The organism is Streptomyces sp. NPDC047974 (genome assembly GCF_040653375.1).
Lineage (GTDB): Bacteria > Actinomycetota > Actinomycetes > Streptomycetales > Streptomycetaceae > Streptomyces.
Genome location: NZ_JBEZNU010000012.1, coordinates 1 through 24,456 on the forward strand (window position 1 = coordinate 1; position 24,456 = coordinate 24,456).

Genomic DNA, 24,456 nt, shown 5'->3' on the forward strand with positions numbered 1-24,456 from the left:
CTCCGCGCTCGGCCGCCGCCACGGTCCCGGCTTCGACCGGGCCGCCCTGTGGGCGGAGGCCGGGAAGCTCGGCTACCTGGGCGTGAACCTGCCGGAGGAGTACGGCGGCGGGGGCGGCGGCATGGCCGAGCTGTCCATCGTCCTGGAGGAGGCCGGGGCCGCCGGGGCGCCGCTCCTGATGATGGTCGTCTCGCCCGCGATCTGCGGCACGGTCATCTCCCGCTTCGGCACCGACGGGCAGAAGGAGGCCTGGCTGCCCGGGCTCGCCGACGGCTCGAAGACGATGGCCTTCGGCATCACCGAGCCCGACGCCGGCTCCAACTCCCACCGCATCACCACCACCGCGACCCGCACCGAGGACGGCTGGGTCCTCAACGGCCGCAAGGTCTTCGTCTCCGGGGTGGACATCGCCGACGCGACCCTGATCGTCGGCCGCACGTCGGACGCCCGCACCGGCAACCTGAAGGCGTGCCTCTTCATCGTCCCGCGCGACACGCCGGGCTTCGGGCGGCGCCACATCGAGATGGAACTCGACGCGGACGAGAAGCAGTTCGAGCTCGTCCTCGACGACGTGCACCTGCCGGCCGACGCGCTCGTCGGCGACGAGGACGCCGGCCTGCTCCAGCTCTTCGCGGGGCTCAACCCCGAGCGGATCATGACGGCCGCGTTCGCGATCGGCATGGGGCGGTACGCCCTCGAACGGGCCGTCGGCTACGCGAAGGAGCGGCAGGTCTGGAAGACGCCGATCGGCGCCCACCAGGCCGTCGCCCATCCTCTCGCGCAGGCCCACATCGAGCTGGAACTCGCCCGCCTGATGATGCAGAAGGCGGCCCGGCTGTACGACGCGGGCGACGACTTCGGTGCGGGCGAGGCCGCCAACATGGCGAAGTACGCGGCGGCCGAGGCGTGCGTGAAGGCCGTCGACACCGCCGTCCACACGCTCGGCGGCAACGGCCTCACCAAGGAGTTCGGCCTCGCCCGGCTCGTCACGGCCTCCCGGGTGGCGCGGATCGCCCCGGTCAGCCGGGAGATGATCCTGAACTACGTCTCCGCCCACACCCTGGGGCTGCCCAAGTCGTACTGAGCCGGCGGTCCGGGTTGCCGGGAGGCCGATCTCCGGATAGCGCCTCCCGGTTGTGAAGGTCCTGTGTACGATCCGGGCGCGGCGGCACTCCGCTCGGTGCCGTCGTCCCCGTCAGGCCCTTGGAGCCGCACGTGTACCCGCAGCAGAACCCGTACCAGCCCGCCCCGGCGTGGCAGCCGCCCCGACGCTGGTGGCAGCACCCGGCGCTGATCATCACCCTGCTCGTCGTCTTCCCGCCGGCGGGCATCGCCCTGGTCTGGCTCTCGCCGTGGACGAGCAGGGCGAAGATCGTGTCGACGATCGTGTCCGCCCTGTGGTTCGTCGTGGCGCTGGCCATGGACCCCCCGAAGGAGGAGGGCGCGGACGACCCGAAGCCGGCGGTCACGGTGACGGTGACCGTCACGGTGACGCCGACGCCGACGCCGACGCCGACGCCCACGCCCACGCCGACGCCCACGCCGTCGGTGGAGCCGACGACGGAAGCGCCCACGCCGGAGCCGACGACCGAGGCGCCGACCCCGGAGCCGACCACCCCGCAGCCGACGACCGAGGCGCCGACGACCCAGCCCCCGAAGCCCGCCACGCAGGCCCCGAAGCCGACCACCCAGGCCCCGAAGCCGAAGCCCACGCAGGTGACCCAGCCCCCGGAGACGGCCGAACCGGAACCCGAGCCGGAGCCCGAGGTGTACTACGCGAACTGCACCGCCGTACGTGCCGCGGGCGCCGACCCGATCCGCCGGGGCGACCCCGGCTACGGCAGCCACCTCGACCGCGACGGCGACGGGATCGCCTGCGAGTGACCGGGGTCAGGGGGTCCAGACCCCCGTCCCCGCCGCGGACCTGACGTAGTCCGCGAAGTCCCGGGGCTCGCGCCCGAGCGCCCGCTGGACGCCGTCCGCGAGCTCCCCGAAGCGGCTGTCGGCGATCCACTCGAAGAGCAGGTTCAGGAGCGCGGTGAAGTCCTCCGGAAGCCCCGCCCGGCCGGCGCGGGCCGCGAACTCGTCGGGGGAGACGGCCCGGTAGCCGACCGGCCGGCCGGTCGCGCGGGCCAGCTCCTCCGCCACCTGGTCCAGGGTCAGCAGCCGCGGGCCGGTGAGCGCGTACTCCGCGCCGGCGTGGCCGTCCTCGGTGAGGGCGGCCACCGCCACGTCGGCGATGTCGTCCGCGTCGACGTACGGCTCGACGCCCTGCCCGGCCGCCCACGCCACCTCGCCGTCGAGGATCTGGCCGCGGAAGAAGGCGTCCTCGCTGAAGTTCTGCGCGAACCAGGCCGGCTTGAGCAGCGTCCAGGCCGCCCCCGACTCGCGGACGGCCCGCTCGCAGGGCAGCTTCTCCTCCCCGTCGGGCACGACCCACTCGCGGTGCGAGAGCAGCACGAGCCGCTCGACGCCCCGGTTCGCCGCCAGCTCAGCGAACTCCCGCATCAGCGCGCCGGCGTCGGCCGTCATCGAGTCGACGAGATAGGCGGCGCGGACGCCGTCGAGGACGGGCTCCCAGGTGTTCCGGTCGTTCCAGTCGAAGCGGGCGGGGCCCCTGCGGGAGGCGACACGGACGGAGTGGCCGCGACCGCGGAGGCGGGAGACGACACGGCGGCCGGTCTTTCCGGTGCCGCCGAGGACGAGGAAGGGCTCGGACGGGGTGCTGTTGTCGATCGTCATGCGCCCAGTCAAACCGGGGGCGGATGAGCGTCGGAATGGTCCAGAAGCGCAGGGGGATACGCGTCCGTCTCACGCGGCGGTGGTCGCGGCGGCGGGCTCCCTAGACTCGACGGCATGGATCCGCTGACCAGCCTCCTCCAGGAAGTGCGCTCCTGCGGCGCCGTGTTCGGGCGGAACCTGCTGGAGCCGCCGTGGGCCGTGCGCTTCGCCGACCAGGGGGCGCTGACCCTGGTGACGCTGCTGCGGGGGGAAGGCTGGATCGTGCCGGAGGGCCCGACCGGGCGGGAGGGCGCGCCCGGGCCGGAGGGGCGGGCCGGGCAGGTGGGGCGGGCGGGGCCGGAGGGGCGGGTGGGGCAGATGGTGCCGGTGCCGGTGCCGGATCCGGTGCCGGTGCGGCTCGGGGCGGGGGACGTGGCGGTCGTGACGGGGCCCGAGCCGTTCTCGATCACGGACGATCCGGCCGCCGCGACCCGGCCGCTCTTCGTCGTCCACCCGGACCGTTGCACGACGGCCGACGGCTGCGACATCGGCGAGGACGTCATCCTGGGCCTGCGCACCTGCGGCAACAGCGAGGACGGGCCCACCGTCCTGCTCACCGCCTCCTACCAGGCGACGGGGCGGGTCTCGGAGCGGCTGCTCGGCGGCCTGCCGCGCACGCTCCTCGTCCCGCACGACGCGCCCGACCCCGTCCTGGAGCTGGCCGCCGTCGAGACCGGCCGGGACGCACCGGGCCAGCAGGCCGTCCTGGACCGGCTGTTGGACCTGCTCCTGCTCTCCACGCTCCGCGAATGGTTCGCCCGCCCGGAGGCCTGCCCGCCGGGCTGGTACCGGGCCATGGGCGACCCGGTGGCGGGCCGCGCGCTCCGGCTGATCCACGCCCGGCCGGAGCGCGCGTGGACGGTGGACGCGCTGGCGGCGGAGGCCGGGGTCTCGCGTGCGACGCTCGCCCGCCGCTTCACGGCGCTCGTGGGCCGGCCGCCGATGGCGTACCTCACGGAGTGGCGGCTGACCCTGGCCGCCGACCTCCTCGCCCGTACCGACGCGACGGTCGCGTCGATCGCCCGCCAGGTCGGCTACCGCACGCCCTTCGCCCTGAGCGCCGCGCTGAAGCGGGTCCACGACACCCGCCCGGCGGAGTTGAGGGCGGCCGTCGCGGCCGAGCGCGGATGAACCGGGCAGCGGATAAACCAAGCACGCGTGCTTGATTGTTTTACGGGGGCCTGACAAGGTCTCCCCAAGCGCTGACGGGGTCTCCCGATGCCGTACGGGGTCTCCCGGTTCCGTACGGGGTCTTCCGATTCCGTACGGGGTCTCCCCAAGCGGTGCCCGCGGCAGCGATCCTGGCGACCACCTTCCACCCACCTCTCCAGGGGGCCACGCATGGTGTTCCACAGCGAGTACGAGCCCGTTCGCACCCTGTCCCTCCCCATCCACGACGCCGTCCTGGGCCGGGCCGCCGCCTACGGAGACGCGCCCGCGCTGGTCGACGGGGCCGGTGGACTGACCCTGTCGTACGCGCAGGTGGACGCCTTCCACCGGCGGGTCGCCGCCGGGCTCGCCGAGGCCGGGGTGCGGAAGGGCGACGTCCTCGCCCTGCACAGCCCCAACACCGTGCTGTTCCCGATCGCGTTCTACGCCGCCACCCGCGCCGGCGCCTCCGTCACCACGGTCCACCCGCTCGCCACCCCCGAGGAGTTCGCCAAGCAGCTGCGGGACTCGGCGGCGCGCTGGATCGTCACCGTCTCGCCGCTCCTGCCGGCCGCCCGTGCCGCCGCCGAACTCGCGGGCGGCGTCGAGGAGATCTTCGTCTGCGACGCGGCGCCGGAGGGGGACGGGGTGCGCTCGCTCCAGTCCTTCCTGGCCTCCACCGCGCCCGAGCCGGAGATCGCCGTCGACCCCGACGAGGACGTCGCCGCCCTCCCGTACTCCTCCGGCACCACCGGCGTCCCGAAGGGCGTGATGCTCACCCACGCCTCCGTCGCGACGAACCTGGCGCAGCTGGAACCGTTCGTCCCGATGGGACCGGGCGACCGGATCCTCGCGGTCCTCCCCTTCTTCCACATCTACGGTCTTACGGCTCTGATGAACGCGCCGCTGCGGCAGGGCGCCACCGTCGTCGTGCTGCCGCGCTTCGAGCTCGACACCTTCCTCGGCGCGATCCAGAAGCACCGCATCAACGGCCTGTACGTGGCTCCGCCGATCGTCCTCGCGCTCGCCAAGCACCCGGCGGTCGCCGCGTACGACCTGTCCTCGCTGGAGTACATCGTCAGCGCGGCCGCCCCGCTCGACGCGGCGCTCGCGGCGGCGTGTTCGGCGCGGCTCGGCCTGCCGCCGGTGCGGCAGGCGTACGGCATGACCGAGCTGTCGCCGGGCACGCACGTCACGCCGCTGAGCGCCGAGAACCCCCCGCCCGGCACCGTCGGCAAGCTCCTGCCCTCGACCGAGATGCGGATCCTCTCCCTCGACGACCCGTCGAAGGACGCGGCGGTGGGGGAGGAGGGCGAGATCGCCATCCGCGGGCCGCAGGTGATGAAGGGGTACCTGGGGCGGCCGGAGGCCACCGCGGAGATGATCGACGCCGACGGCTGGGTGCACACCGGCGACATCGGGCGGGTCGACGCGGACGGCTGGCTGTACGTCGTCGACCGCGTGAAGGAACTGATCAAGTACAAGGGCTTCCAGGTCGCCCCCGCCGAGCTGGAGGCGCTCCTCCTCACCCACGAGGGGGTCGCCGACGCGGCGGTCATCGGGGTGACGGACGCGGAGGGGACGGAGATCCCGAAGGCGTTCGTGGTGCGGCAGCCGGAGGCGGCCGGGCTGACCGCGGAGGACGTGATGACGCACGTGGCCGCGCGGGTCGCCCCGTACAAGCGGGTCAGGGCGGTCGAGTTCGTCGACGCGGTGCCCCGGGCGGCCTCCGGGAAGATCCTGCGGCGCGAGCTGCGGACGCGCTGAGCCCGCCGCCGGGTCCGGGGTACGGGGCCGGACCCCGGACCCCGGACTCGGACCCGGCGGCGGGCCCGAGTCCGAGCCCGTGTCCGTGTCCGTGACCGAGTCCGTGTACGAGCCAGCCGAGAGAGTCGAGAGAGCCGAGGGACCCATGAGCCTGATCGCCGTCACCGAGGAGCGGGGCGTCACCACCCTCGCCCTCGACTCCCCGGGCACCCGCAACGCCCTCTCGGCCGCGCTCGTCACCGAACTCGCCGAGGCGCTCGCCGCGGCCGGGAAGGACCCGGCCGTGCGGGCGGTGGTGCTCACGCACACGGGCTCCACGTTCAGCGCGGGCGCGGACCTGAAGGCGCCGCCGAGCCCGTACGCCTTCGTGGACCTGCTCCGGCAGGTGGTGGAGCTGCCGAAGCCGGTCGTCGGGCACGTCACGGCCGGCGGACGGGCCCGCGCGGGCGGCCTCGGGCTGCTCGGCGCCTGCGACATCGTGGTGGCGGGGGAGGGGGCGGACTTCGCGCTCACGGAGGTACGGATCGGGGTGGCGCCGGCGGTGATCTCGCTGGCCCTGCTGCCACGCCTCGAGCCCCGCGCGGCGGCCCGTCACTATCTGACCGGCGAGCGGTTCGGCGTCCCGGAGGCGCGGGCGATGGGCCTGGTCACGGCGGGGGAGGAGGAGCTCGGGGCGATCCTGGACGGGCTGCGGGCGGGCTCGCCGCAGGGGTTGCGCGAGTCGAAACGGCTGGTCACCGCTAGAGTCCTGGAGGCCTTCGAGCGCGACGCGGAGGAGCTGGTGCAGCGATCGGCGACGCTCTTCGCCTCCGCCGAGGCGCGCGAGGGCATGACGGCCTTCCTCGAACGACGGGACCCCGAATGGCGGCTGTGACCGCGCCCAAGCAGGACCGGAGCCGAGCCACCCGGCAGCGCCTCCTGGAGGCGGCCGTGGCCTGCCTGGCCGAACACGGCTGGGCGGGCTCCACCGTGGCGGTGGTCGCCGAGCGGGCCGGGGTGTCGCGGGGCGCGGCCCAGCACCACTTCCCGACCCGCGAGGACCTGTTCACGGCGGCGGTCGAGTACGTCGCGGAGGAGCGTTCGCAGGCGCTGCGGGCGCTGCCGACGGACGACCGGGCGCAGACGGTCGCCGCGCTCGTCGGCCTCTACACCGGCCCCCTGTTCCGGGCCGCCCTCCACCTGTGGGTGGCGGCCTCGAACGAGGAGCAGCTCCGCGCCCGCGTCACCGAACTGGAGGCGCGGGTGGGCCGCGAGTCCCACCGGATCGCCGTGGAGCTGCTCGGCGCCGACGAGTCGCGCCCCGGCGTCCGCGAGACCGTCCAGGGACTCCTGGACATGGCCCGGGGCCTGGGCCTCGCGACCCTCCTCACGGACGACACGGCCCGCCGCGACCGGGTGGTGGCCCAGTGGTCCCACCTGATCGACGAGGCACTGGCGGACCGGCCCTAGCCCTCCCGGCCCCGGCCCTAGCCCGCCCCGGCCCTCCCGGCCCCGGCCCTAGCCCGCCCCGGCCCCGGCCCTACCGGACCTGGACCTACCGGGCCCCCTGCCGACCCGCCGGGGGTCAGACGCCGGGGATCTCCCGGGCCCGGAAGGCGTCGCGGACCGCGGCCTCCGCGTCGGCGCCGTACATCCGGCGGGCGGTCTCGACGGTCGTCCGCGCCGCGGCCTCGAAGGAGGTGTCGGGAGCGAAGCCGAACTGCGCGTTCACGACGATCCGGTCGGCGGTGCGGGCGCCGAGGGCCTTGCGGATGTCGAAGAGGGCGCGGGACCAGATCTCGCCGTCGGCGTGGACCTCGCCCTCGCGGTCGGCGTAGGTCTTGGTGCCGTCGAGGCGGCGCAGGCAGTGCGGGGCGGCGCTGTAGCCGGTGGCGTCCCAGTCGGCGACGCAGGCCTCCTCGGCCTTCATGGGCCAGCCGTACTTCTGGATGGCGTGGTTGCCGACGGCGACGGCGAGGTAGTCGCCGAAGGCCTCGCCGATCGCGCCGGCCTCGGCGGAGGTGCCGAAGCCGGGGACCTGGGCGTGGTGCACGGCGTGGCCGTACTCGTGGAGGACGACCTCCGCGTCCTCGGCGTCGTCGACGCCGCCCTTGCCGAAGCGGATCTCGGCCTTCTTGTCGGTGAAGTAGGAGTTGTCGGCGCCCCACTGGTTGAGCCGGACGGGCTGGACGCGGTCGTTGGCGCCGGGCAGCTCGGTCCCGAAGCCGAGGCCCTGCAGGTACTCCTGGCCCTCGTTGACCCAGAAGTACGCCATGACCTGCTCGAACTCGTCGTCGGAGCGGTCGTACGAGGCGGCGTCCGCGACCGCCGCGGGCTTGCCGGTCTCGGACCGGACGCTGACCCACTTCCCGGACAGCCCGCCGCTCGCGTCGAGGTTCCGGAGGGTCGCGAGCGCGTAGGCGGAGGCGGGGACGTCGCCGACCGCGTCCTTGTGGTCGGCGAGGCCCTGGTCGCCGGTGGCCTGCACGGGGTTGACCATGAAGATCCGCCCCTGCGGCGCGGACGCGGCGGTGGCCCCGGGCGAGGGGACGAGCGCCCCGGCGACGGCCAGCGCGCCGACGGCGACGGCGAGGAGGCGGCGGGGGGTACGACGAACGGTCGTGGACATCGGGACATCCTCCTGCGCGCGGGCGCGACAACGAGACGATTGGCATGCGCGTGACACGCAAGGCGCCGATCTTTACGCACCCGCCACCCCCCTGAACACCCCCCGCCCTGTGACCCGGACCACACCCACCGCCCCGGCCGGTCGAGGGCGACGCCCCCGCCGCACCCCCGCCGTACCCCCGTCGTACCCCGTGTGGGCATACGCCCCGCTGGGGGTCCCACCTTGGACGGAGTCCTCGCGGGAGGGGACGGGTGAGCCACACGGGGGGAGCGGCGGGTGGGCGCGCGGGGGAGCGGCGGGCGGGCGCCGCCGCGTCGGGACCGCGGGCCCCGCGCGGTGGGCCGTGACGAGGGGGGCGGTTGTGGCGCGGGCCACAGGCCAAGTGGAGGTGTCGCAGTACGCTGGTCGCATGCCTCTGCTCGTTCGCCGTCGCCACGTGGACTTCGTCCGCGTCACGAGCATGGCCTGTCGCCGCGCCGCCTGACCCCAGGGGCAGCAACCCTCCCGCCCCGCGGGGTCCCCCATCCGACCCCTGTCGACCGGCACCCGTGGCCCCCGCCCCACCCCGGCGGCCGCCCCGGGACCCGTACACCCGCGGACGCATCCATGACCCTCACCGCCCCCGTACCCACCTCCCCCTCCCCCGCCACCTCGTACCCCTCGCAGCTCCCGATCGTCGACCTCTCCGCCGCCGACCGCGGCCCCGACGCCCGCCGGCTGCTCCACGCCCAGCTGCACTCCGCCGCCCACGACGTGGGCTTCTTCCAGCTGGTCGGGCACGGCGTGACCGAGGCGGAGACCCGGGCGCTCACCGACGCCATGCACGCCTTCTTCGCCCTCCCCGAGGCGGACCGGCGCGCGATCGACAACCTGAACTCGCCGCACTTCCGCGGCTACACCCGCGTCGGCGACGAGCGCACCCAGGGCGCCCGCGACTGGCGGGACCAGCTCGACATCGGCGCCGAGCGCCCCGCCCGCGCGCCCGCGCCGTGGGAGCCGCCGTACTGGTGGCTGGAGGGTCCCAACCAGTGGCCCGAGGCCCTGCCCGAGCTGCGTACGGCCGCCCTGCACTGGATCGACCGGCTCAGCGGCGTCGCCGAGAAGCTGCTGCGCGAGCTGCTCGCCTCGATCGGCGCGCGCGAGGACTTCTACGCCGACATCTTCGGGCCCCGCGCCCACCCGCACCTCAAGCTGGTGCGCTACCCGGGCAGCAGCGGTGACGGCGACGACCAGGGCGTCGGCGCCCACAAGGACTACGGTTTCCTGACCCTGCTGCTCCAGGACCAGGTCGGCGGGCTCCAGGTGCAGCGGGAGGACGGGCGCTTCCACGACGTGCCGCCGCTGCCCGGTGCCTTCGTCGTCAACCTCGGCGAACTCCTCGAAGTCGCGACGAACGGCTATCTGATCGCCACCAACCACCGGGTCGTCTCCCCGCCCGGCGCGACGGAGCGCTACTCCGTCCCCTTCTTCTACAACCCGCGGCTCGACGCCCGGATCGCCCCGCTCGACTTCGCGTACGAGGACCGCGCGCCGGGCGTGACGGCCGACCCGGCGAACCCGATGTTCGCCGAGTACGGCCGGAACGAGCTGAAGGGGAAGGTCCGCGCGCATCCGCTGGTCGCGGCGCGCCACCACGCGGACCTCCTCCTCCGCCAGGACCGGCCGGTCGTCTAGGCCGTCTCTTCCGGATCGTGCCGGGCGGCCTGATCCGGAAGAAGCGGCCTGGCGGGGTTCAGCCAACGATGTCCGCGTAGCCCTCGATCTCGCGCGGGTCCCGCAGGCCCGGGCCCGTGTAGCGGGCCGAGGGCCGGACCAGGCGGCCGGTGCGCTTCTGCTCCAGGATGTGCGCCGACCAGCCGGCCGTACGGGCGCAGCTGAACATCGAGGTGAACATGTGCGCCGGGACCTCGGCGAAGTCCAGCACGATCGCCGCCCAGAACTCGACGTTCGTCGCGAGGATCCGGTCCGGACGGCGGTTGTGCAGCTCCTCCAGGGCGGCCTTCTCCAGCGCGGCGGCCACCTCGTAGCGCGGGGCGTCCAGCTCCTTCGCGGTACGGCGCAGGACCCGGGCGCGCGGGTCCTCGGCGCGGTAGACGCGGTGGCCGAAGCCCATCAGGCGCTCGCCCTTGTCGAGGGCCTGCTTGACGTACGCCGTCGCGTCCCCGGTCCGCTCGATCTCCTCGATCATGCCGAGGACGCGGGAGGGCGCGCCGCCGTGCAGCGGGCCGGACATGGCGCCGACGGCGCCGGAGAGGGCGGCGGCCACGTCGGCGCCGGTGGAGGCGATGACGCGGGCGGTGAAGGTGGAGGCGTTCATGCCGTGCTCGGCGGCCGAGGTCCAGTACGCGTCGACGGCCTTGACGTGCTTCGGGTCCGGCTCGCCGCGCCAGCGGATCATGAACCGCTCGACGACGGACTCGGCCTTGTCGATCTCGCTCTGCGGGACCATCGGGAGGCCCTGGCCGCGCGCGGACTGGGCGACGTAGGAGAGGGCCATGACGGCGGCGCGGGCGAGGTCGTCGCGGGCCTGCTCGGCGGAGATGTCGAGGAGCGGCTTGAGGCCCCAGACGGGCGCGAGCATGGCGAGCGCGGACTGCACGTCGACCCGGATGTCGCCGGAGTGGACCGGGATCGGGAAGGGCTCGGCGGCCGGCAGGCCCGGGTTGAAGGCGCCGTCGACGAGGAGGCCCCACACGTTGCCGAAGGAGACGTGGCCGACGAGGTCCTCGATGTCGACCCCGCGGTAGCGGAGCGCGCCGCCTTCCTTGTCGGGTTCGGCGATCTCGGTCTCGAACGCGACGACTCCTTCGAGGCCCGGTACGAACTCGGACATCAGGCGGCTCCTTCTATCGATGATCGATCAATCGACGGTGGCGGCTGGAGAGACTCAACAGTCGTCCAGCCGAAGAGTCTGTACGGTTCCGATGATGCGGGGAAGCGTGACATCCGGCACACTGCGCCGAACCCGCGACGAAGGATTGACGCCCCGTCGTGGCGGGCACACTGGGTCGCTGCGGCAGGATGGCCCCGTGACCGACGCCCTGGACCCCGCCGACATGCGCGAGCAGTACCGCACCAAGGAACTGACCGCGGCCGATCTCGCCCCCGATCCGATCCGGCAGTTCGCGTCCTGGTTCAAGGAGACCGCCGCCAGCCCGGCGATCCACGAGCCGAACGCCATGGTCGTCTCGACCGCCACCCCCGACGGACGCCCCTCGTCCCGCACGGTCCTCCTCAAGCACTACGACGACGCCGGCTTCGTCTTCTTCACCAACTACGGCTCCCGCAAGGGCACCGAGCTGGCCGCCAACCCCTATGTCTCGCTGCTCTTCCCCTGGCACCCGCTGGCCCGCCAGGTCATCGTCACCGGCCGCGCCGCCCGCACGGGCCGCGACGAGACCGCCGCCTACTTCCGCACCCGCCCGCACGGCTCCCAGCTGGGCGCCTGGGCGAGCGAGCAGTCCTCCGTCATCGCCTCCCGCGAGGAGCTCCTCGCCCGGTACGAGGAGCTGGCCGCCCGCTACCCCGACTCCGAGCAGGTCCCCGTCCCGCCGCAGTGGGGCGGCTTCCGGGTCGTCCCGGAGACCGTCGAGTTCTGGCAGGGCCACGAGAACCGCCTCCACGACCGCCTGCGGTACGTACGCGAGGACGGCTCCTGGCGCGTGGAGCGCCTGGCGCCCTGACCGCCGCGACCGCCCGGGAAACGAGCCGAATAAATCGCTTGTGGCCCTCCCGGGGGGTTCGTAGGGTGTGGGAACACGCGAAAGGAGGTGATCCGAAAAAATGGTTTCTTTTCGGACTCGTGAGGTGACTGCGGGCTAAGGCCTGCCGTCGCACGATGTGCACCTCGGCAGGCCAGCTGCCGAAACCCAAGCAGTCACCCGACCCGTGGGCCGCCGGTCAGTCCGGCCGGCTCCCGTCCGAACCTAGGCGGACGGGACCAAGGCCCACGGGTCGTCTGCGTCTCAGGCGTCCCGCCGCCGCAGCGACCACCAGCCGGCGAGGAGCGCGGCCGCCGTCCACAGCGCGGTCACCCCAAGACCCGTCCAGGCGCCGAGCGTCCCCAGGGGCTCCTGGAAGAGGATCTGCTGCCCGGCCCGGTCCGGGAGCCACGTCGCGGCGCCCTCGGAGACCCCGCCGATGACGAAGGACACGATGAGGATGAACGGGATCAGGATGCTCAGCACCGCCACCGCGCTGCGCAGCAGGAACGTCAGCCCCATCGAGAACAGCGTGATCAGCGCGAGGTAGAGCCCGGCGCCGAAGCAGGACCGCAGCGCGCCCGGGTCGCCGACGGCTATCGCGTACTTCCCGAGGAACGCGTTGGCCGTGAAGAACATGACGAACCCGGCCACCACACCGACGACCAGCGCGGCCGACCCCACGACCGCCACCTTCGCCCCGTAGAAGAGGTTCCGCCGCGGTACGGCCGTCAGTGAGTTCCGCAGGGCGCCGTTGAGGAACTCGGAGGAGGCGGCGGTGGCACCGAAGGAGATCGCGGCGATCTGCACGAAGTTCACCGGGTAGTAGATCCAGAACAGCGGATCGATCTCTCCGGTCTCCGCCTCCGGCTGCCCGATGGCGGGGAAGACCGCCAGGGCGATGCCCAGCGCGGCGACGAGGACGGCCAGCAGCGAGCCGAAGCTCGACCGGATCGACCGCACCTTGATCCACTCGGAGTAGAGCACGGCGGTGGGGGAGAGCGCGGACACGTCAGACCTCCTGCGGGGTAAGGGCGGTGAACTCGGCGGCGTCCGAGGTGAGGGCCAGATACGCCTCCTCCAGCGAGGCGCGCTCGTCGGCGAGTTCGAAGACCGGGATGCCCTCGCGGGCGGTGACCGCGCCGATCTCCTCGGCGGAGGCGCCCTCCACCGTCCACCGGCCGTCCCGGTCGGCGGCCTCCCCGACCGTCCACCCCCGTGCGAGCAGCGTGGCCCGGAGCCGTATCGGATCGCCCGTGCGCACCCGCACCCGTGGGTGGCTGTGGGCGTCGATGAACTCCCGCATGGGCACGTCCGCGAGGAGCCGTCCCCGGCCCAGAACCACCAGGTGGTCGGCGAAGGTCGCCGTCTCGTTCATCAGATGGCTGGAGACCAGGATCGCTCGGCCCTCGTCGGCCAGCCGGCGCAGCAGCTCGCGGATCCAGACGATGCCCTCCGGGTCCAGTCCGTTCGCCGGCTCGTCCAGCATCAGCACCCGCGGGTCGCCGAGGAGCGCGGCGGCGATGCCGAGCCGCTGCCGCATGCCCAGCGAGTAGCCGCGTATCCGACGGCGGGCCGCCGACGTCAGGCCCGTCTCCTCCAGGACCTCGTCGACCCGGCGGGCCGGCAGGCCGTTGCTCGCGGCGAGGAAGCGGAGGTGGTCGCGGCCGGTCCTGGCCGGGTGCGCGGCCTGCGCGTCGAGGAGCGCGCCGACCGTCCGCAGCGGCTCGTCGAGCGTCGCGTACGGCCGGCCGCCGATGGTGGCGGTGCCCGACGTCGGCCGGTCGAGGCCGAGGACGAGCCGCATCGTGGTGGACTTCCCCGCCCCGTTGGGCCCGAGGAAGCCGGTGACGCGCCCCGGCTCGACACGGAACGTCAGCCCGTCCACGGCCCGCGCCGTGCGCCGGCCGCCGTATTCCTTCGTGAGGTTCGTGATGTCGATGCTGGTCATGGCTCAAGACTCGCGGCGCGGCGCCTCCGTGCCATCCCCTGCCCGAGGGGACCGTCTCCCCCGTGCGGGGGAGCCGCGGCCGGTCCGCCGCTGCGAGGATGGCGGGATGTTCCTGCGACCCCTGATCCGGGCGGTCACGTACACGCGGTGGCTGCATCTGGCGATCGGCGCGATCGTGCCGCTCGCCGCCGGACTCGTCTATCCCGGACTGTCCTCCCCGACCCTCGGCGACTGGCTGATCGCGGCCGCGCTGCCGATTCCGCTCGTCGCGGCCGTCGCCCTCATACCGTCGGCCCGCCGCGCCGAGGGGCTGCAGGCGCGCCTCATGCTCTTCCCCGGCAAACACGCCAGGGAGCGGAGCGCGGCCCACGCCGAGGGCGCGGCCACCGGCATCTCGGCGACCCCGTCCGTCTCCTGGGCGGACAAGGGCAGGACGGCCCTGTGGCTGGTCTTCCGCATGGAGGCGGGCCTGCTGGCGTGGCTGCTGACGATCTGGCTGCTCCAGTGCACGCTGACGCTGCTCGACACGTCGGTGGAGGAGCCGGTGATCGGTTCCCTGACCCCGCCGCCGGGCGTCGGCTCGGTGGCCCTGGCGCCGCTGCCGCTGCTCGTCCTCCTCGCCGTGATCGTCGCGGGCGGCCGATTCGACACCCGGGTCGCCCTCCGCCTCCTCGGCCCGTCGGTGAAGGAGCGGATGACGGCCCTGGAGGAGCGGACGGAGCGCCTCCTGGAGCGGAACAGGATCGCCCGCGAGCTCCACGACTCGCTGGGCCACGCCCTCACCCTGGCCGTGGTCCAGGCGGGCGCCGCCCGCGCGGCGAAGGACCCCGAGTTCACCGACCGGGCCCTCGCGACGATCGAGGAGACCGGCCGCGCCGCCCTGGAGGACCTGGAGCGGGTCCTGATGCTGCTCCGCGAGACCGGCCGCCGCCCGGCCGGCGCGAGCCCCGGGCTCGACGAGGCCGCCCGCCTCCTCGACTCGGCCCGCTCCTCCGGCGCCCGGGTGGAGGCCGAGATCACCGGGCCCGTCGAGGAACTGCCGGGGCCCGTCTCCCGGGAGGCGTACCGGATGCTCCAGGAGGCCCTGACGAACGCGCTGCGGCACGCGGGCGAGGTCCCCGTCGACGTCCGCGTGGCGGCGGAGCGCAGCCGTCTCCGCCTCCGGGTCACCAACCCCCTGCCCGAGGGCAGACCCCCCGCCGTCCCCGGCTCCGGCAGCGGCCTGCGCGGCATCCGCGAGCGCGCCGCGCTCCTCGGCGGCGAGGCCAAGTCCGGCGTGAAGGACGGTGAGTGGCGGGTCTCCGTGGTCCTCCCGCTCCGCTGACCCGGGACCCGGGACCCGGGACCCGGGACCCGGGACCCGGGACCCGGGACCCGGGACCCGGGTCCCGCGACCCCCTAGGCTGACCGGATGACGATCAAGGTCCTGCTCGTAGACGACGAACCCCTCGTGCGGGCCGGCCTGCGGGCCGTCCTGGAGGCGCAGCCGGACATCGAGGTGGTCGGCGAGGCCGCGGACGGCGCCGCCGTCGTGCCCCTCGTCCGCAGTCTGCGCCCCGACGTCGTCGCGATGGACGTCCGCATGCCGCTGATGGACGGCATCGAGGCCACCCAGGCCGTGCTGCGCACGGTCGACTCCCCGCCCAAGATCCTCGTGGTGACGACCTTCGAGAACGACGAGTACGTGTACGGGGCGCTGCGCGCCGGCGCCGACGGCTTCCTCCTCAAGCGGGCGCGCCCGGTGGAGATCGTCCACGCGGTCCGCCTCGTCGCGGAGGGCGACTCGCTCCTCTTCCCGGCGGCCGTCCGCGAGCTGGCCGCCGCCTACGGCCAGGAACGTCCCGCCAACGAAGCGCACGAGGCCCTGGTCCGGGCCAATCTGACGGACCGGGAGGAGGACGTCCTGCGCCTCATGGCCCGGGGGCTCTCCAACGCGGAGATCGCGAACCGTCTGATCGTCGGCACGGAGACCGTCAAGTCCCACGTGAGCGCCATTCTGGCGAAACTCGGTGCCAGGGACCGTACCCAGGCGGTGATCGCCGCCTACGAGTCGGGCTTCGTCTCCCCGACCTGACCTGCGCCGACCCGGCCCGGCCTGCCGACCTGGCTGGAACCGACCCGTCTCCCCGAATCCGTTTCGTCGAACCGGGTGTGTTCTGGGTCACGTTCCAGTTGAATGGCCCCCATCAGGGGGGTTACCGGGGGGAGTGCCAGGTGAGTGCCTTCACGGGGTCCACGCGGGACACCGCTTCCGTGCCGAGCGAGGACGGCGACCTGCTCGCCGCGCTGCTCGACGGGATGGACGCGGCGCTGTGCGCGCTGGACGCGGACGGGACGGTGACGCACTGGAACCGCGAGGCCGAGCGGATCCTCGGCTGGCCGGCGGCGGAGGCCGTGGGGCGGCGCGGGTTCGACGGCTGGGCGGCGCGCAGCGCCGACGCGGAGGAGACGCTCGCCCGCCTCATGGGGGCGATGCGGACCCCCGGACGGCAGGTGCACGAGCTGGCGCTGCTCCGCAAGGACGGCGGCCGGGTCCTGGTCCGCAGCCAGTCCGCCGGGGTGCGGGGGGCCGACGGGCGGCCCGCCGGCGTGTACTGCGCCTTCAGCGAGGTGCACGCCCAGATAGACCTGGAGCGGTCGATCGCGCTCAGCGAGGCCCTCTTCGACGACGCGCCCTGGGGCGTCGTCCTGATCGACGCGGACCTGCGCCCGGCGGTCGTCAACGGCTACGCGGCGAACGCCATCGGCACGGGCCGGACGACCCTGCTCGGCCGCCCCCTCGGCGACGTCGTCGCCCGGGGCGTGGAGGAGCTGGAGGGCGCGCTCCAGCACGTGTTGGCGGAGGGCGCCCCGCCCGCCCCGGCGGACCTGTGGGTGACGCTCGCGTCGACCTCCGGCGCGGGGGCGGGGGAACGGCGCCGCTGCTGGCGCAGCGGCTTCGTCCGGCTGTCGTCGCCGATGACGGAGGAGCCGGCCCCGCTGGGCGTGGCGTGGCTGTTCCAGGACGTGACGGCGGAGCGGCTCGCGGCCCGGGAGGCGGACCGGACCCGCTTCCGCTGGAGCCAGCTGCACCGCGCGGGCGTGGCGGCGGCCGAGTACGCGGATCCCGCGGAGGCGGTCGCCGTCCTCCTCGACTTCGCGCTGGCCGGCTTCGCCGACCACGGTCTCGTGGACCGGGTGGCGGGCGACCGGCGGCTGACGCGCGCGGTGGCGTCCCCGGCGGGCGCCCCGGACGCGGACGGCCTCGGCGGCGGCTTCGAGGGCGGTTTCCCGCAGCGCTACGGCACCGATCACCCGGCGCTCCAGGCGTGGGACCGGGCGGGTTCGGTGCGGGTGGACGCGGGCCGGGACGCGGCGGAGTGGGCGGCGGCCCGGCACTGGCCCGCGGACACCGCGCACGCGCTGTGCACGGCCCTGCGTTCCCGGGGCCGTACCGTCGGCGTCCTCACCTTCCTGCGGACGGCCGCCCGGGGGGCCTTCGACCGCCAGGACGCGCTCTACGCGGAGACGGTCGCGGCCCGGGTGGCGGCGGCACTGGACGTACCGCCGCTCGGCTGAACGCCAGGCCTGCCGTTCGGCCGAACCCCGGCCCCGCCCCCCGTACGCGCGGGTGGGCGGCGGCGGGAGTCGGTGCCGGGAGAGGCGCGGGCGCCGGTGGGGGCGTCAGTGCCGGTAGAAGATCCGGTCCGCGTACTCGGTCATCACGCGGCCGTTCCACTCGTGCCCGCCGTCCACGTTCCCGGAGCGCAGCAGCGGCGGCTCGACGCCGCGCCGGACGAGCTCCTCGGCGGCGGCGGCCATCGTCGCCTGCATGAGGGCGCTGGTGACGACGGTGGAGGCGGGGGCGAACGGCGCCTCGATGCCCTCGTGGGCGAGTTCCGCGTCGCCGACCGCGATCCGGGAGTCGAGGACGATGTCGCAGTGGTCCTTGAGGTACGTCCCCGAGACGTGCCGCGACTTCGTCTCCGTCGCGTACGCCACCGAGGTGACGCCGATGACGGTGAGGCCCAGCGCGCGGGCGTTCATGGCCATCTCGACGGGCAGGGCGTTGCGGCCGGAGAGGGAGATGATGAAGAGCACGTCGCCGGCGGAGGCGGGGGAGGAGTCGAGGACGGCCCCGGCGAGTCCGTCGACGCGCTCCAGGGCGGAGCCGAGCGTCGCCGGCATGACGTCGACGCCGACGACGCCGGGGACGACGAGCAGGTTCATCAGCGCGAGCCCGCCGGCCCGGTAGACGACGTCCTGGGCGGGCAGCGAGGAGTGCCCGGCGCCGAACGCGAAGAGGCGGTTGCCGTTCGCGACGGCCTCGGCGACCGCCGCACCGGCGGCGGCGATCTCGGCGGAGTCCCCGTCGCGCACCTCCTGCAGCAGCCCGATCGCGGCGTCGAAGAACTGTCCGGCCAGCTTGCTCTCGCCCATGTGAGGAAGCTCCTTCTCGTCGAGGTCGCCGATCACGGTGCGGTCTGGACCATTGCTCTGTCAATACTGCCTCCGCCGTCCCGGTGCCCTCAGTCGTCCCGCTCCGTGGCGGGGGCCACCCGCTTGTCGCCCCGATGCGTAAGAATTGGTGCAGGGCCAGCGCACGACTCATCGAGGGGCACGAATGTCCGGACTGATCGACACCACGGAGATGTATCTCCGCACCATCCTGGAGCTGGAAGAGGAAGGTGTGGTCCCGATGCGTGCCCGGATCGCCGAGCGGCTCGACCAGAGCGGCCCCACGGTGAGCCAGACGGTCGCCCGCATGGAGCGGGACGGCCTGGTCGCCGTGGCGAGCGACCGCCACCTGGAGCTGACCGAGGAGGGCCGCAAGCTCGCGACGCGCGTGATGCGCAAGCACCGCCTCGCCGAGTGTCTGCTCGTCGACGTGATCGGCCTGGAGTGGGAGCAGGTCCACGCGGAGGCGTGCCGCTGGGAGCACGTGATGAGCGAGGCCGTGGAGCGCCGCGTCCTGGAGCTGCTGCGCCACCCGACGGAGTCGCCGTACGGCAACCCGATCCCGGGCCTGGAGGAGCTGGGCGAGAAGGCCGAGGCCGAGTCCTTCCTCGACGACTCGATGGTCTCGCTCGCGGACCTGGACGCGAGCGAGGGCAAGACGGTGATCGTCCGCCGCATCGGCGAGCCGATCCAGACGGACGCCCAGCTCATGTACACGCTCCGCCGCGCCGGCGTGCAGCCCGGCTCGGTCGTCTCCGTGTCGGAGTCGGCGGGCGGCGTCCTCGTCGGCAGCAGCGGCGAGGCCGCGGAGCTGGACGCGGAGGTCGCGGCGCACGTCTTCGTCGCGAAGCGCTGAGCCTCCACCGCGGTGGACGTGGGGCCGGGCACGCGGAAGCGTCCCGGCCCCGTCACACGTAGGGGGCGAGCGCGCCCCACAGGCCGAGCGCGAGGACGCCTCCGCCGGTCAGCAGGCCGAGGGCGTGCTTGACGACGGTCACGTAGGCCGGTTCGGAGGCGGCGTGCCGCGTCGTGGGGGCCTCGGGGTCGTACACGACGTGGATCTCGTCGGTGGGCCGGTTCGAGCCGTAGGTGGTGTCCGTCTCGTTGCCGCTCACGTCGGTGAACCTGTAGTGGCTCGCCCTCTTGCCGTTGGGGTGGTACACCCGGGCGGCGACCACGGTGATGCCCCGGCGGGCGAGCAGCACCCGGTCCCGGGCGCTGAGCACGGCGGCGAAGGTGCCGAGGCCTCCGATGAGCAGACCGGGCACCGCGCCGAACGCCGCCATGCCCATGCCCGATCCGTGGGCGGCCCCGGTCCACCAGACGTACGCCACGTAGGCGCCGAGAAAGCCGACGGCGCCCAGCCAGACCGCCCACACGGGGATCCAGTCGGCGGCCTCCTCGGTGGTGACGAGGGCGCTGCCCGCGGGGTCGCGCCGCTCGGGAAGGGCCTCGGTCACGGCGGCCTGGAAGGCGGGCGCGGAATAGGCGTTGCCTTCGGGGAGCGTGCGGGTGGCGCCGTCGGTGAGGACGAGGACGAGCGAGGTCGCACCGGTGGGGCGCACCTCTTCGACGGCGGCGAGCGGCACGGTGGTGACGACCCGATCCTGTTCGATCGTGAGGTGACCGTCTCTCAGGATCGCGATGTGGTGGTTCTTTGCGAGGACTTGGGGGCTGCGCATGCCCCTGTCGACCAGCGGGGCGGGGGACCGGTTGTGCGGTCGGCGGTCACGAATGGGCCACGGTCCGGCGACGGGTTCGCCGTGCGCCCCGTTTTACGCCGGAATGGCCCCGCGCGTGCCCTCGGCGTGCCAGGCTGGAACGAGCTGCGTGCGCTGCGTGATGCGCGGAAGGGTGGGGCCATGGGTTCGACAGGGGCCGTACGCCGACTGACGCGCGCCCGGGGAAGCATTTCTGACGCCCCGTCCGGCGCGCCCGCGTCGGGCGCGAGGTTGTCCGGAACGAGGTTGTCCGGAGTGAAGGTGTCCGGAGTGATGGTGTCCGGAGCGAGGGTGTCCGGAACGGCAGAGGGCCCCGGCGCCTCGCGGCGCCGGGGCCTGCCCTCCCCTGTTCCGACCTGGAGCCCCGAGCTCTCAAGGTCGGTCCCTTCGGACCGTTTTCCCCGAGCGGTCCGCCTCCCGTTGAAGATCTCCCCTCGGCCGCGCGCGCCAATCCTTGAGGCCTGTCACTCGAACGAGGGGTGTTGGGTGGCAGAAGCGCATTTTCGAATGTGGGTTCGATAGTCTGGCGGGGTTCGACAGGAAAGAGGGGGTGCCAGACATGGCGCGACGACTCGACGTCACCGGAGCCGACGGCATCCGGCTGGCGGCCTGGGACTTTACGGCGGAGGGTGCGGCCCGGGACGGGACCGCGCCCGAGGCCCGTACGTCCACGCGTACACACACCCATACGCCCACGCGTGCAACCGCCGTGAGCATCACCCGCCAGCCCACCGGCCCCGAGGACCGCCACGTCCCTCCCCGCCGGTCCGGCGCCCCGGTCTTACTGCTCCACGGCCTGATGGGCCACGCGGGCCACTGGGCCCCCGCCGCGGCCCTCCTCGGCGAGGGGCACCGCACGATCGCGCTCGACCAGCGCGGCCACGGCGCGAGCGAGAAGCCGCCCGCCGGACCCTTCACGCGCGAGGCGTACGTGGCGGACGCCGCGGCCGTCATCGAGCGGCTCGGGCTCGCCCCCGTCACCCTCGTCGGCCACTCCATGGGCGCGCTCACCGCCTGGCAACTGGCCGCCGAGCGGCCCGACCTGGTCCGCGCCCTCGTCATCTGCGACATGCGGGCCTCCGCGCTCGGCGCGGCCTCGCAGCGCGCCTGGCGGGACTGGTTCGACCGCTGGCCGGCGCCCTTCCCGTCCCTGGAGGCCGTCCACCACTGGTTCGGCGCGGACGACCCGTGGGTGGAGACGCCGAACCCGGCGCGGGGCGCCTTCTTCGCCGAGGTGATGGCCGAGCACCCCGACGGCTGGCGCCCGGTCTTCGACCCCGCCCAGATGCTCACCTCCCGCGAGACCTGGGTCCACGACGCCCACTGGGACTCCCTCGCCCAGGTCCGCTGCCCCACCCTCGTCGTCCGCGGCCTCGACGGCGAGCTCGGCCGCGCCGAGGCCCAGGAGATGGTCCGCGTCCTCCCCCACGGCGCGTACGCGGAGATCCCCGACGCGGGCCACCTCCTCCACTACACCCACCCGGAGGCCTGGGCCGAGGCCGTGACCCCCTTCCTGACCGGCGTCCTCACCACCTGACCCCCGCCGCCGACGGCCGCGGAGCGGTCCGGTCCGCCGCTCGGGGAACCCCCTCGCGTCCCCGCCGACGGACGCGGTAGCGTCCTCCCACGGCGCGTCGAGCGGTACGTCTCCGCGCCGCCCATCACGAGGCGATACAGGGACACAAGGGAACGCATGCGCATATCTCTGCGCCGGCGCGTGGCCACCGCGGCCATGGCGCTCGGCCTCACCACGCTCGGCGCCCTCGGCGCTGGTGCGGCCCCCGCCCAGGCGGCCCCCGCGGACTGCCCCGCGGGCTACTTCTGTGCCTGGAAGACGGACAACGCCACCGGCACCATGTACAAGACGAACGTGGACGCCCCCACGCTCGGCACCTGGGACAACCAGTTCCGCTCGGTCTCCAACCGCACCGGAAAGTTCGCCTGCCTGCACGACGACGCGAACCACGGCTACGACGGATCCGTCTGGTCCATCGCCCCGAACCCCTCGGGCACCGAGTGGGGCGGCCCCGGCAGCACCAGCGTCAGCTCCGTCCGCCTGGTCGCCACCGAGCGCGAGTGCGGCGGCTACGAGCCGTACCCCTACTGGTACGCCAACCCGCAGGCCACCGCGCCCGCGTTCGGCGACCTGAACGGCGACAAGACGGCCGACGTCCTGGTCCGCGACAAGATCGGCCGCCTGTGGTTCCTCCCGGGTGACGGCAGCGGCACGCTGGTCGGCTCGGGCGGCTGGAACGCGATGAACGCCCTGATCCGGCACGGTGACTTCTCCGGTGACGGCAAGGAGGACGTGATCGCCCGCGAGGCGTCCACCGGCAAACTGTGGCTGTACAAGGGCTCCGGCACCGGCTCGGTCGGCTCGCGCGTGCTGATCGGTTCGGGCGGCTGGAACGCGATGAACCACGTCACCGCGTTCGGTGACCTGTCCGGCGACGGCCGCTCCGACCTCCTGGCCGTGGAGAAGTCCACGGGCAAGCTGTGGATGTACCCCGGTACGGGCACCGGTCTGGGCGCCCGCAAGCTGGTCGGCTCCGGCGGCTGGAACGCGATGAACGCCCTCGTCGGCTTCGGCGACATGACCAAGGACGGCAAGGCCGACCTCCTCACCCGCGAACCGTCCACCGGCAAGCTGTGGCTGTACCCGGGCAAGACCGGCGGCCTCGCCACCCGCGTGCTCATCGGCGGCGGCTGGAACGTCATGGCCGGCTTCCTCGCGGTCGGCGACCACACCGGCGACGGCCACACCGACCTGGCCGCCGTCACGAACAGCACCTACTGGTCGAACATGGGCCGGGGCGTGGGCAACCTGGTCGTCTACGCCGGACGCTCCACGAACGGCTTCCAGCCGGGCGCCCTGGAGAGCGAGTCCTGGCACGGCCTGAACGGCCAGTTCTGACACACCGCACGAACGACGTACCCGTGCGCGGGAGGCGGCAGCCGCCTCCCGCGCACGGGCTTGGGGAGGGGAAGAGGAAGTTGCGCAAGACGATGAGACGGGGCCTGGCGACCCTGCTGGGCCTGGCGACCCTGGGAGCGCTCGGCGTGGCGACGGCCGCACCCGCCCAGGCGGAGCCGAGCGACTGTCCGAAGGGCTACTTCTGCGCCTGGACGACGGCGCACGCCACGGGCACGATGCTCAAGACCACCACGAGCATGCCGACGCTCGGCACGTGGGACAACAAGATCAACGCGGTCTCCAACCGCACGAACATGTACGCGTGCGGCTACGACGAGCCCCACTACACGACCTCCTACTGGAGCGTCGGCACCCGTGAGCCCGACCCGGGCGGCACGGAGTGGGGGTACATGGGCCTGAACTCGATGAGCTCGCTGAAGCTCGTCCCCACGTACCGCGAGTGCACGGGTCCCGCCTACCCGAGCTGGTACGTCTTCTCCGAGTCCTCGACCCGGTCCTCCTTCGCCAACCTCGACGGCGACCTCCGGTCGGACCTCCTGGTCCGCGACAAGGCCGGCCGCCTGTGGTTCCTCCCGGGTGACGACAGCGGCAAGCTGGTGGGCCCGGGCTGGAACGCGATGAACGCCCTGACCCGGCACGGTGACTTCTCCGGTGACGGCAAGGAGGACGTGATCGCCCGCGAGGCGTCCACCGGCAAGCTGTGGCTGTACAAGGGCTCCGGCACGGGTTACGTCGGCTCGCGTGTGCTGATCGGTTCGGGCGGCTGGAACGCGATGAACCACGTCACCGCGTTCGGTGACCTGTCCGGCGACGGTCGTTCCGACGTGCTGGCGGTGGAGAAGTCCACGGGCAAGCTGTGGATGTACCCCGGTACGGGCACCGGTCTGGGCGCCCGCAAGCTGATCGGCTCCGGCGGCTGGAACGCGATGAACGCGCTCGTCGCCCCCGGTGACATGAACGGCGACGGCCGGGCCGACCTCCTCGCCCGCGAGGCGTCGACCGGCAAGCTCTGGCGCTACCCGACCAAGCCCGGGGCCCTCGGCTCCCGCGTCCTCGTCGGCAGCGGCTGGAACGTGATGAAGACCTTCGTCGGGATCGGCAACATCGAGTACGGCGACCCCAACGACCTGCTGGCCATCACCGGCAGCGGTGCCTCGGCGTCCCTCACGGGCGGCAACTGCGCCGGAGCCGGCTGCATGATCGTGTACACGGGCAGGGGCACCGGCGGCCTGAACGCGGGCTCCCACCACGACAGCGACTACAACTGGGACGACATGAACGCCGTCTTCTAGCGGCCACGCCCCACGACGAGCGGCGCCCCACGGCACAGGGCCTCCGTCCCCCACCGGGACGGAGGCCCTGCGCGTCGGGCGTCGCTGTCACATCCGACGCCGCCGGGCGGTCCT

22 protein-coding genes are annotated in these 24,456 nt (G+C 73.7%); 15 read left to right on the plus strand and 7 right to left on the minus strand.

The window, feature by feature from the left end; genetic code table 11:
* Both AB0E19_RS18420 and AB0E19_RS18425 read left to right on the plus strand, forming a co-directional pair.
* On the plus strand, positions 1 to 1,084 hold a 1,084-nt coding region (locus tag AB0E19_RS18420; RefSeq protein ID WP_362180712.1), incomplete at its 5' end, for an acyl-CoA dehydrogenase.
* A 131-nt stretch (positions 1,085 to 1,215) separates the two neighbouring features.
* Complete coding sequence (locus AB0E19_RS18425) at positions 1,216 to 1,884, plus strand: excalibur calcium-binding domain-containing protein (RefSeq protein ID WP_362180715.1); 669 nt, start codon at positions 1,216 to 1,218, stop codon at positions 1,882 to 1,884.
* 6 nt (positions 1,885 to 1,890) lie between these two features.
* Here AB0E19_RS18425 and AB0E19_RS18430 read toward each other — a convergent pair whose 3' ends face one another.
* Positions 1,891 to 2,742 (minus strand): NmrA family NAD(P)-binding protein, encoded by an 852-nt coding sequence (locus AB0E19_RS18430; RefSeq protein WP_362180718.1) that lies wholly within the window; start codon positions 2,740 to 2,742, stop codon positions 1,891 to 1,893.
* Between the two features lie 114 nt (positions 2,743 to 2,856).
* On the opposite strand from AB0E19_RS18430, the gene AB0E19_RS18435 reads away from it, so the two are divergent.
* The 4 genes from AB0E19_RS18435 to AB0E19_RS18450 all read left to right on the plus strand — a co-directional run bounded on the left by AB0E19_RS18435 (position 2,857) and on the right by AB0E19_RS18450 (position 7,146).
* A complete protein-coding gene (locus tag AB0E19_RS18435) occupies positions 2,857 to 3,912 on the plus strand; it encodes an AraC family transcriptional regulator (protein WP_362180721.1) in 1,056 nt (351 codons plus the stop codon).
* Positions 3,913 to 4,122: 210 nt separating this feature from the next.
* Complete coding sequence (locus tag AB0E19_RS18440) at positions 4,123 to 5,697, plus strand: AMP-binding protein (RefSeq protein WP_362180724.1); 1,575 nt, start codon at positions 4,123 to 4,125, stop codon at positions 5,695 to 5,697.
* Positions 5,698 to 5,842: 145 nt separating this feature from the next.
* On the plus strand, positions 5,843 to 6,571 hold the full coding sequence (locus AB0E19_RS18445) for an enoyl-CoA hydratase family protein (protein WP_362180727.1): 729 nt from the start codon (positions 5,843 to 5,845) through the stop codon (positions 6,569 to 6,571).
* The gene (locus AB0E19_RS18450; RefSeq protein ID WP_362180730.1) at positions 6,559 to 7,146 is read left to right on the plus strand and encodes a TetR/AcrR family transcriptional regulator; all 588 of its coding nucleotides are present in this window, start codon (positions 6,559 to 6,561) and stop codon (positions 7,144 to 7,146) included. The genes AB0E19_RS18445 and AB0E19_RS18450 overlap by 13 nt, the downstream gene beginning before the upstream one ends.
* Before the next feature lie 115 nt (positions 7,147 to 7,261).
* On the opposite strand, the gene AB0E19_RS18455 is transcribed toward AB0E19_RS18450, so the two are convergent.
* Positions 7,262 to 8,305 (minus strand): M4 family metallopeptidase, encoded by a 1,044-nt coding sequence (locus AB0E19_RS18455; RefSeq protein WP_362180733.1) that lies wholly within the window; start codon positions 8,303 to 8,305, stop codon positions 7,262 to 7,264.
* Between the two features lie 606 nt (positions 8,306 to 8,911).
* Here AB0E19_RS18455 and AB0E19_RS18460 point away from each other — a divergent pair.
* Entirely contained in the window at positions 8,912 to 9,979 is a 1,068-nt protein-coding gene (locus AB0E19_RS18460; RefSeq protein WP_362180736.1) for a 2-oxoglutarate and iron-dependent oxygenase domain-containing protein, read from the plus strand.
* A gap of 58 nt (positions 9,980 to 10,037) precedes the next feature.
* On the opposite strand, the gene AB0E19_RS18465 is transcribed toward AB0E19_RS18460, so the two are convergent.
* Positions 10,038 to 11,138 carry a citrate synthase 2 gene (locus tag AB0E19_RS18465; protein WP_360600870.1) on the minus strand — a complete coding sequence of 367 codons (1,101 nt, stop codon included), beginning with the start codon at positions 11,136 to 11,138 and terminating at the stop codon, positions 10,038 to 10,040.
* 223 nt (positions 11,139 to 11,361) lie between these two features.
* Between AB0E19_RS18465 and pdxH the strand changes: the two genes are divergently transcribed.
* A complete protein-coding gene (gene pdxH, locus AB0E19_RS18470) occupies positions 11,362 to 11,988 on the plus strand; it encodes a pyridoxamine 5'-phosphate oxidase (RefSeq protein ID WP_362181263.1) in 627 nt (208 codons plus the stop codon).
* Between the two features lie 282 nt (positions 11,989 to 12,270).
* On the opposite strand, the gene AB0E19_RS18475 is transcribed toward pdxH, so the two are convergent.
* Positions 12,271 to 13,017 (minus strand): ABC transporter permease, encoded by a 747-nt coding sequence (locus AB0E19_RS18475; protein WP_362180741.1) that lies wholly within the window; start codon positions 13,015 to 13,017, stop codon positions 12,271 to 12,273.
* A gap of 1 nt (position 13,018) precedes the next feature.
* Positions 13,019 to 13,957 carry an ATP-binding cassette domain-containing protein gene (locus AB0E19_RS18480; RefSeq protein WP_362180745.1) on the minus strand — a complete coding sequence of 313 codons (939 nt, stop codon included), beginning with the start codon at positions 13,955 to 13,957 and terminating at the stop codon, positions 13,019 to 13,021.
* Positions 13,958 to 14,063: 106 nt separating this feature from the next.
* Between AB0E19_RS18480 and AB0E19_RS18485 the strand changes: the two genes are divergently transcribed.
* The 3 genes from AB0E19_RS18485 to AB0E19_RS18495 all read left to right on the plus strand — a co-directional run bounded on the left by AB0E19_RS18485 (position 14,064) and on the right by AB0E19_RS18495 (position 17,515).
* The gene (locus AB0E19_RS18485) at positions 14,064 to 15,281 is read left to right on the plus strand and encodes a histidine kinase (protein WP_362180748.1); all 1,218 of its coding nucleotides are present in this window, start codon (positions 14,064 to 14,066) and stop codon (positions 15,279 to 15,281) included.
* An 87-nt stretch (positions 15,282 to 15,368) separates the two neighbouring features.
* Positions 15,369 to 16,031 (plus strand): response regulator transcription factor, encoded by a 663-nt coding sequence (locus tag AB0E19_RS18490; RefSeq protein ID WP_362180751.1) that lies wholly within the window; start codon positions 15,369 to 15,371, stop codon positions 16,029 to 16,031.
* Positions 16,032 to 16,171: 140 nt separating this feature from the next.
* Complete coding sequence (locus tag AB0E19_RS18495; RefSeq protein WP_362180754.1) at positions 16,172 to 17,515, plus strand: PAS domain-containing protein; 1,344 nt, start codon at positions 16,172 to 16,174, stop codon at positions 17,513 to 17,515.
* A gap of 105 nt (positions 17,516 to 17,620) precedes the next feature.
* Here the strand turns inward: AB0E19_RS18495 and AB0E19_RS18500 are convergent, their stop codons facing one another.
* Complete coding sequence (locus AB0E19_RS18500) at positions 17,621 to 18,376, minus strand: SIS domain-containing protein (RefSeq protein ID WP_189948579.1); 756 nt, start codon at positions 18,374 to 18,376, stop codon at positions 17,621 to 17,623.
* A 184-nt stretch (positions 18,377 to 18,560) separates the two neighbouring features.
* On the opposite strand from AB0E19_RS18500, the gene AB0E19_RS18505 reads away from it, so the two are divergent.
* Positions 18,561 to 19,250 carry a metal-dependent transcriptional regulator gene (locus AB0E19_RS18505; RefSeq protein ID WP_359528189.1) on the plus strand — a complete coding sequence of 230 codons (690 nt, stop codon included), beginning with the start codon at positions 18,561 to 18,563 and terminating at the stop codon, positions 19,248 to 19,250.
* Between the two features lie 52 nt (positions 19,251 to 19,302).
* Here the strand turns inward: AB0E19_RS18505 and AB0E19_RS18510 are convergent, their stop codons facing one another.
* Positions 19,303 to 20,076: a hypothetical protein gene (locus AB0E19_RS18510; protein WP_362180758.1), complete on the minus strand. Its 774-nt coding sequence runs from the start codon at positions 20,074 to 20,076 to the stop codon at positions 19,303 to 19,305.
* A gap of 598 nt (positions 20,077 to 20,674) precedes the next feature.
* On the opposite strand from AB0E19_RS18510, the gene AB0E19_RS18515 reads away from it, so the two are divergent.
* The 3 genes from AB0E19_RS18515 to AB0E19_RS18525 all read left to right on the plus strand — a co-directional run bounded on the left by AB0E19_RS18515 (position 20,675) and on the right by AB0E19_RS18525 (position 24,342).
* Positions 20,675 to 21,652, plus strand: coding sequence for an alpha/beta hydrolase (locus AB0E19_RS18515; protein ID WP_362180761.1), 978 nt, complete (start codon positions 20,675 to 20,677; stop codon positions 21,650 to 21,652).
* Between the two features lie 156 nt (positions 21,653 to 21,808).
* Positions 21,809 to 23,029 carry an FG-GAP-like repeat-containing protein gene (locus AB0E19_RS18520; RefSeq protein ID WP_362180764.1) on the plus strand — a complete coding sequence of 407 codons (1,221 nt, stop codon included), beginning with the start codon at positions 21,809 to 21,811 and terminating at the stop codon, positions 23,027 to 23,029.
* Between the two features lie 92 nt (positions 23,030 to 23,121).
* Positions 23,122 to 24,342, plus strand: a complete 1,221-nt coding sequence (locus tag AB0E19_RS18525) for an FG-GAP-like repeat-containing protein (protein WP_362180767.1) — start codon at positions 23,122 to 23,124, stop codon at positions 24,340 to 24,342.
* Positions 24,343 to 24,456 lie beyond the last annotated feature (114 nt).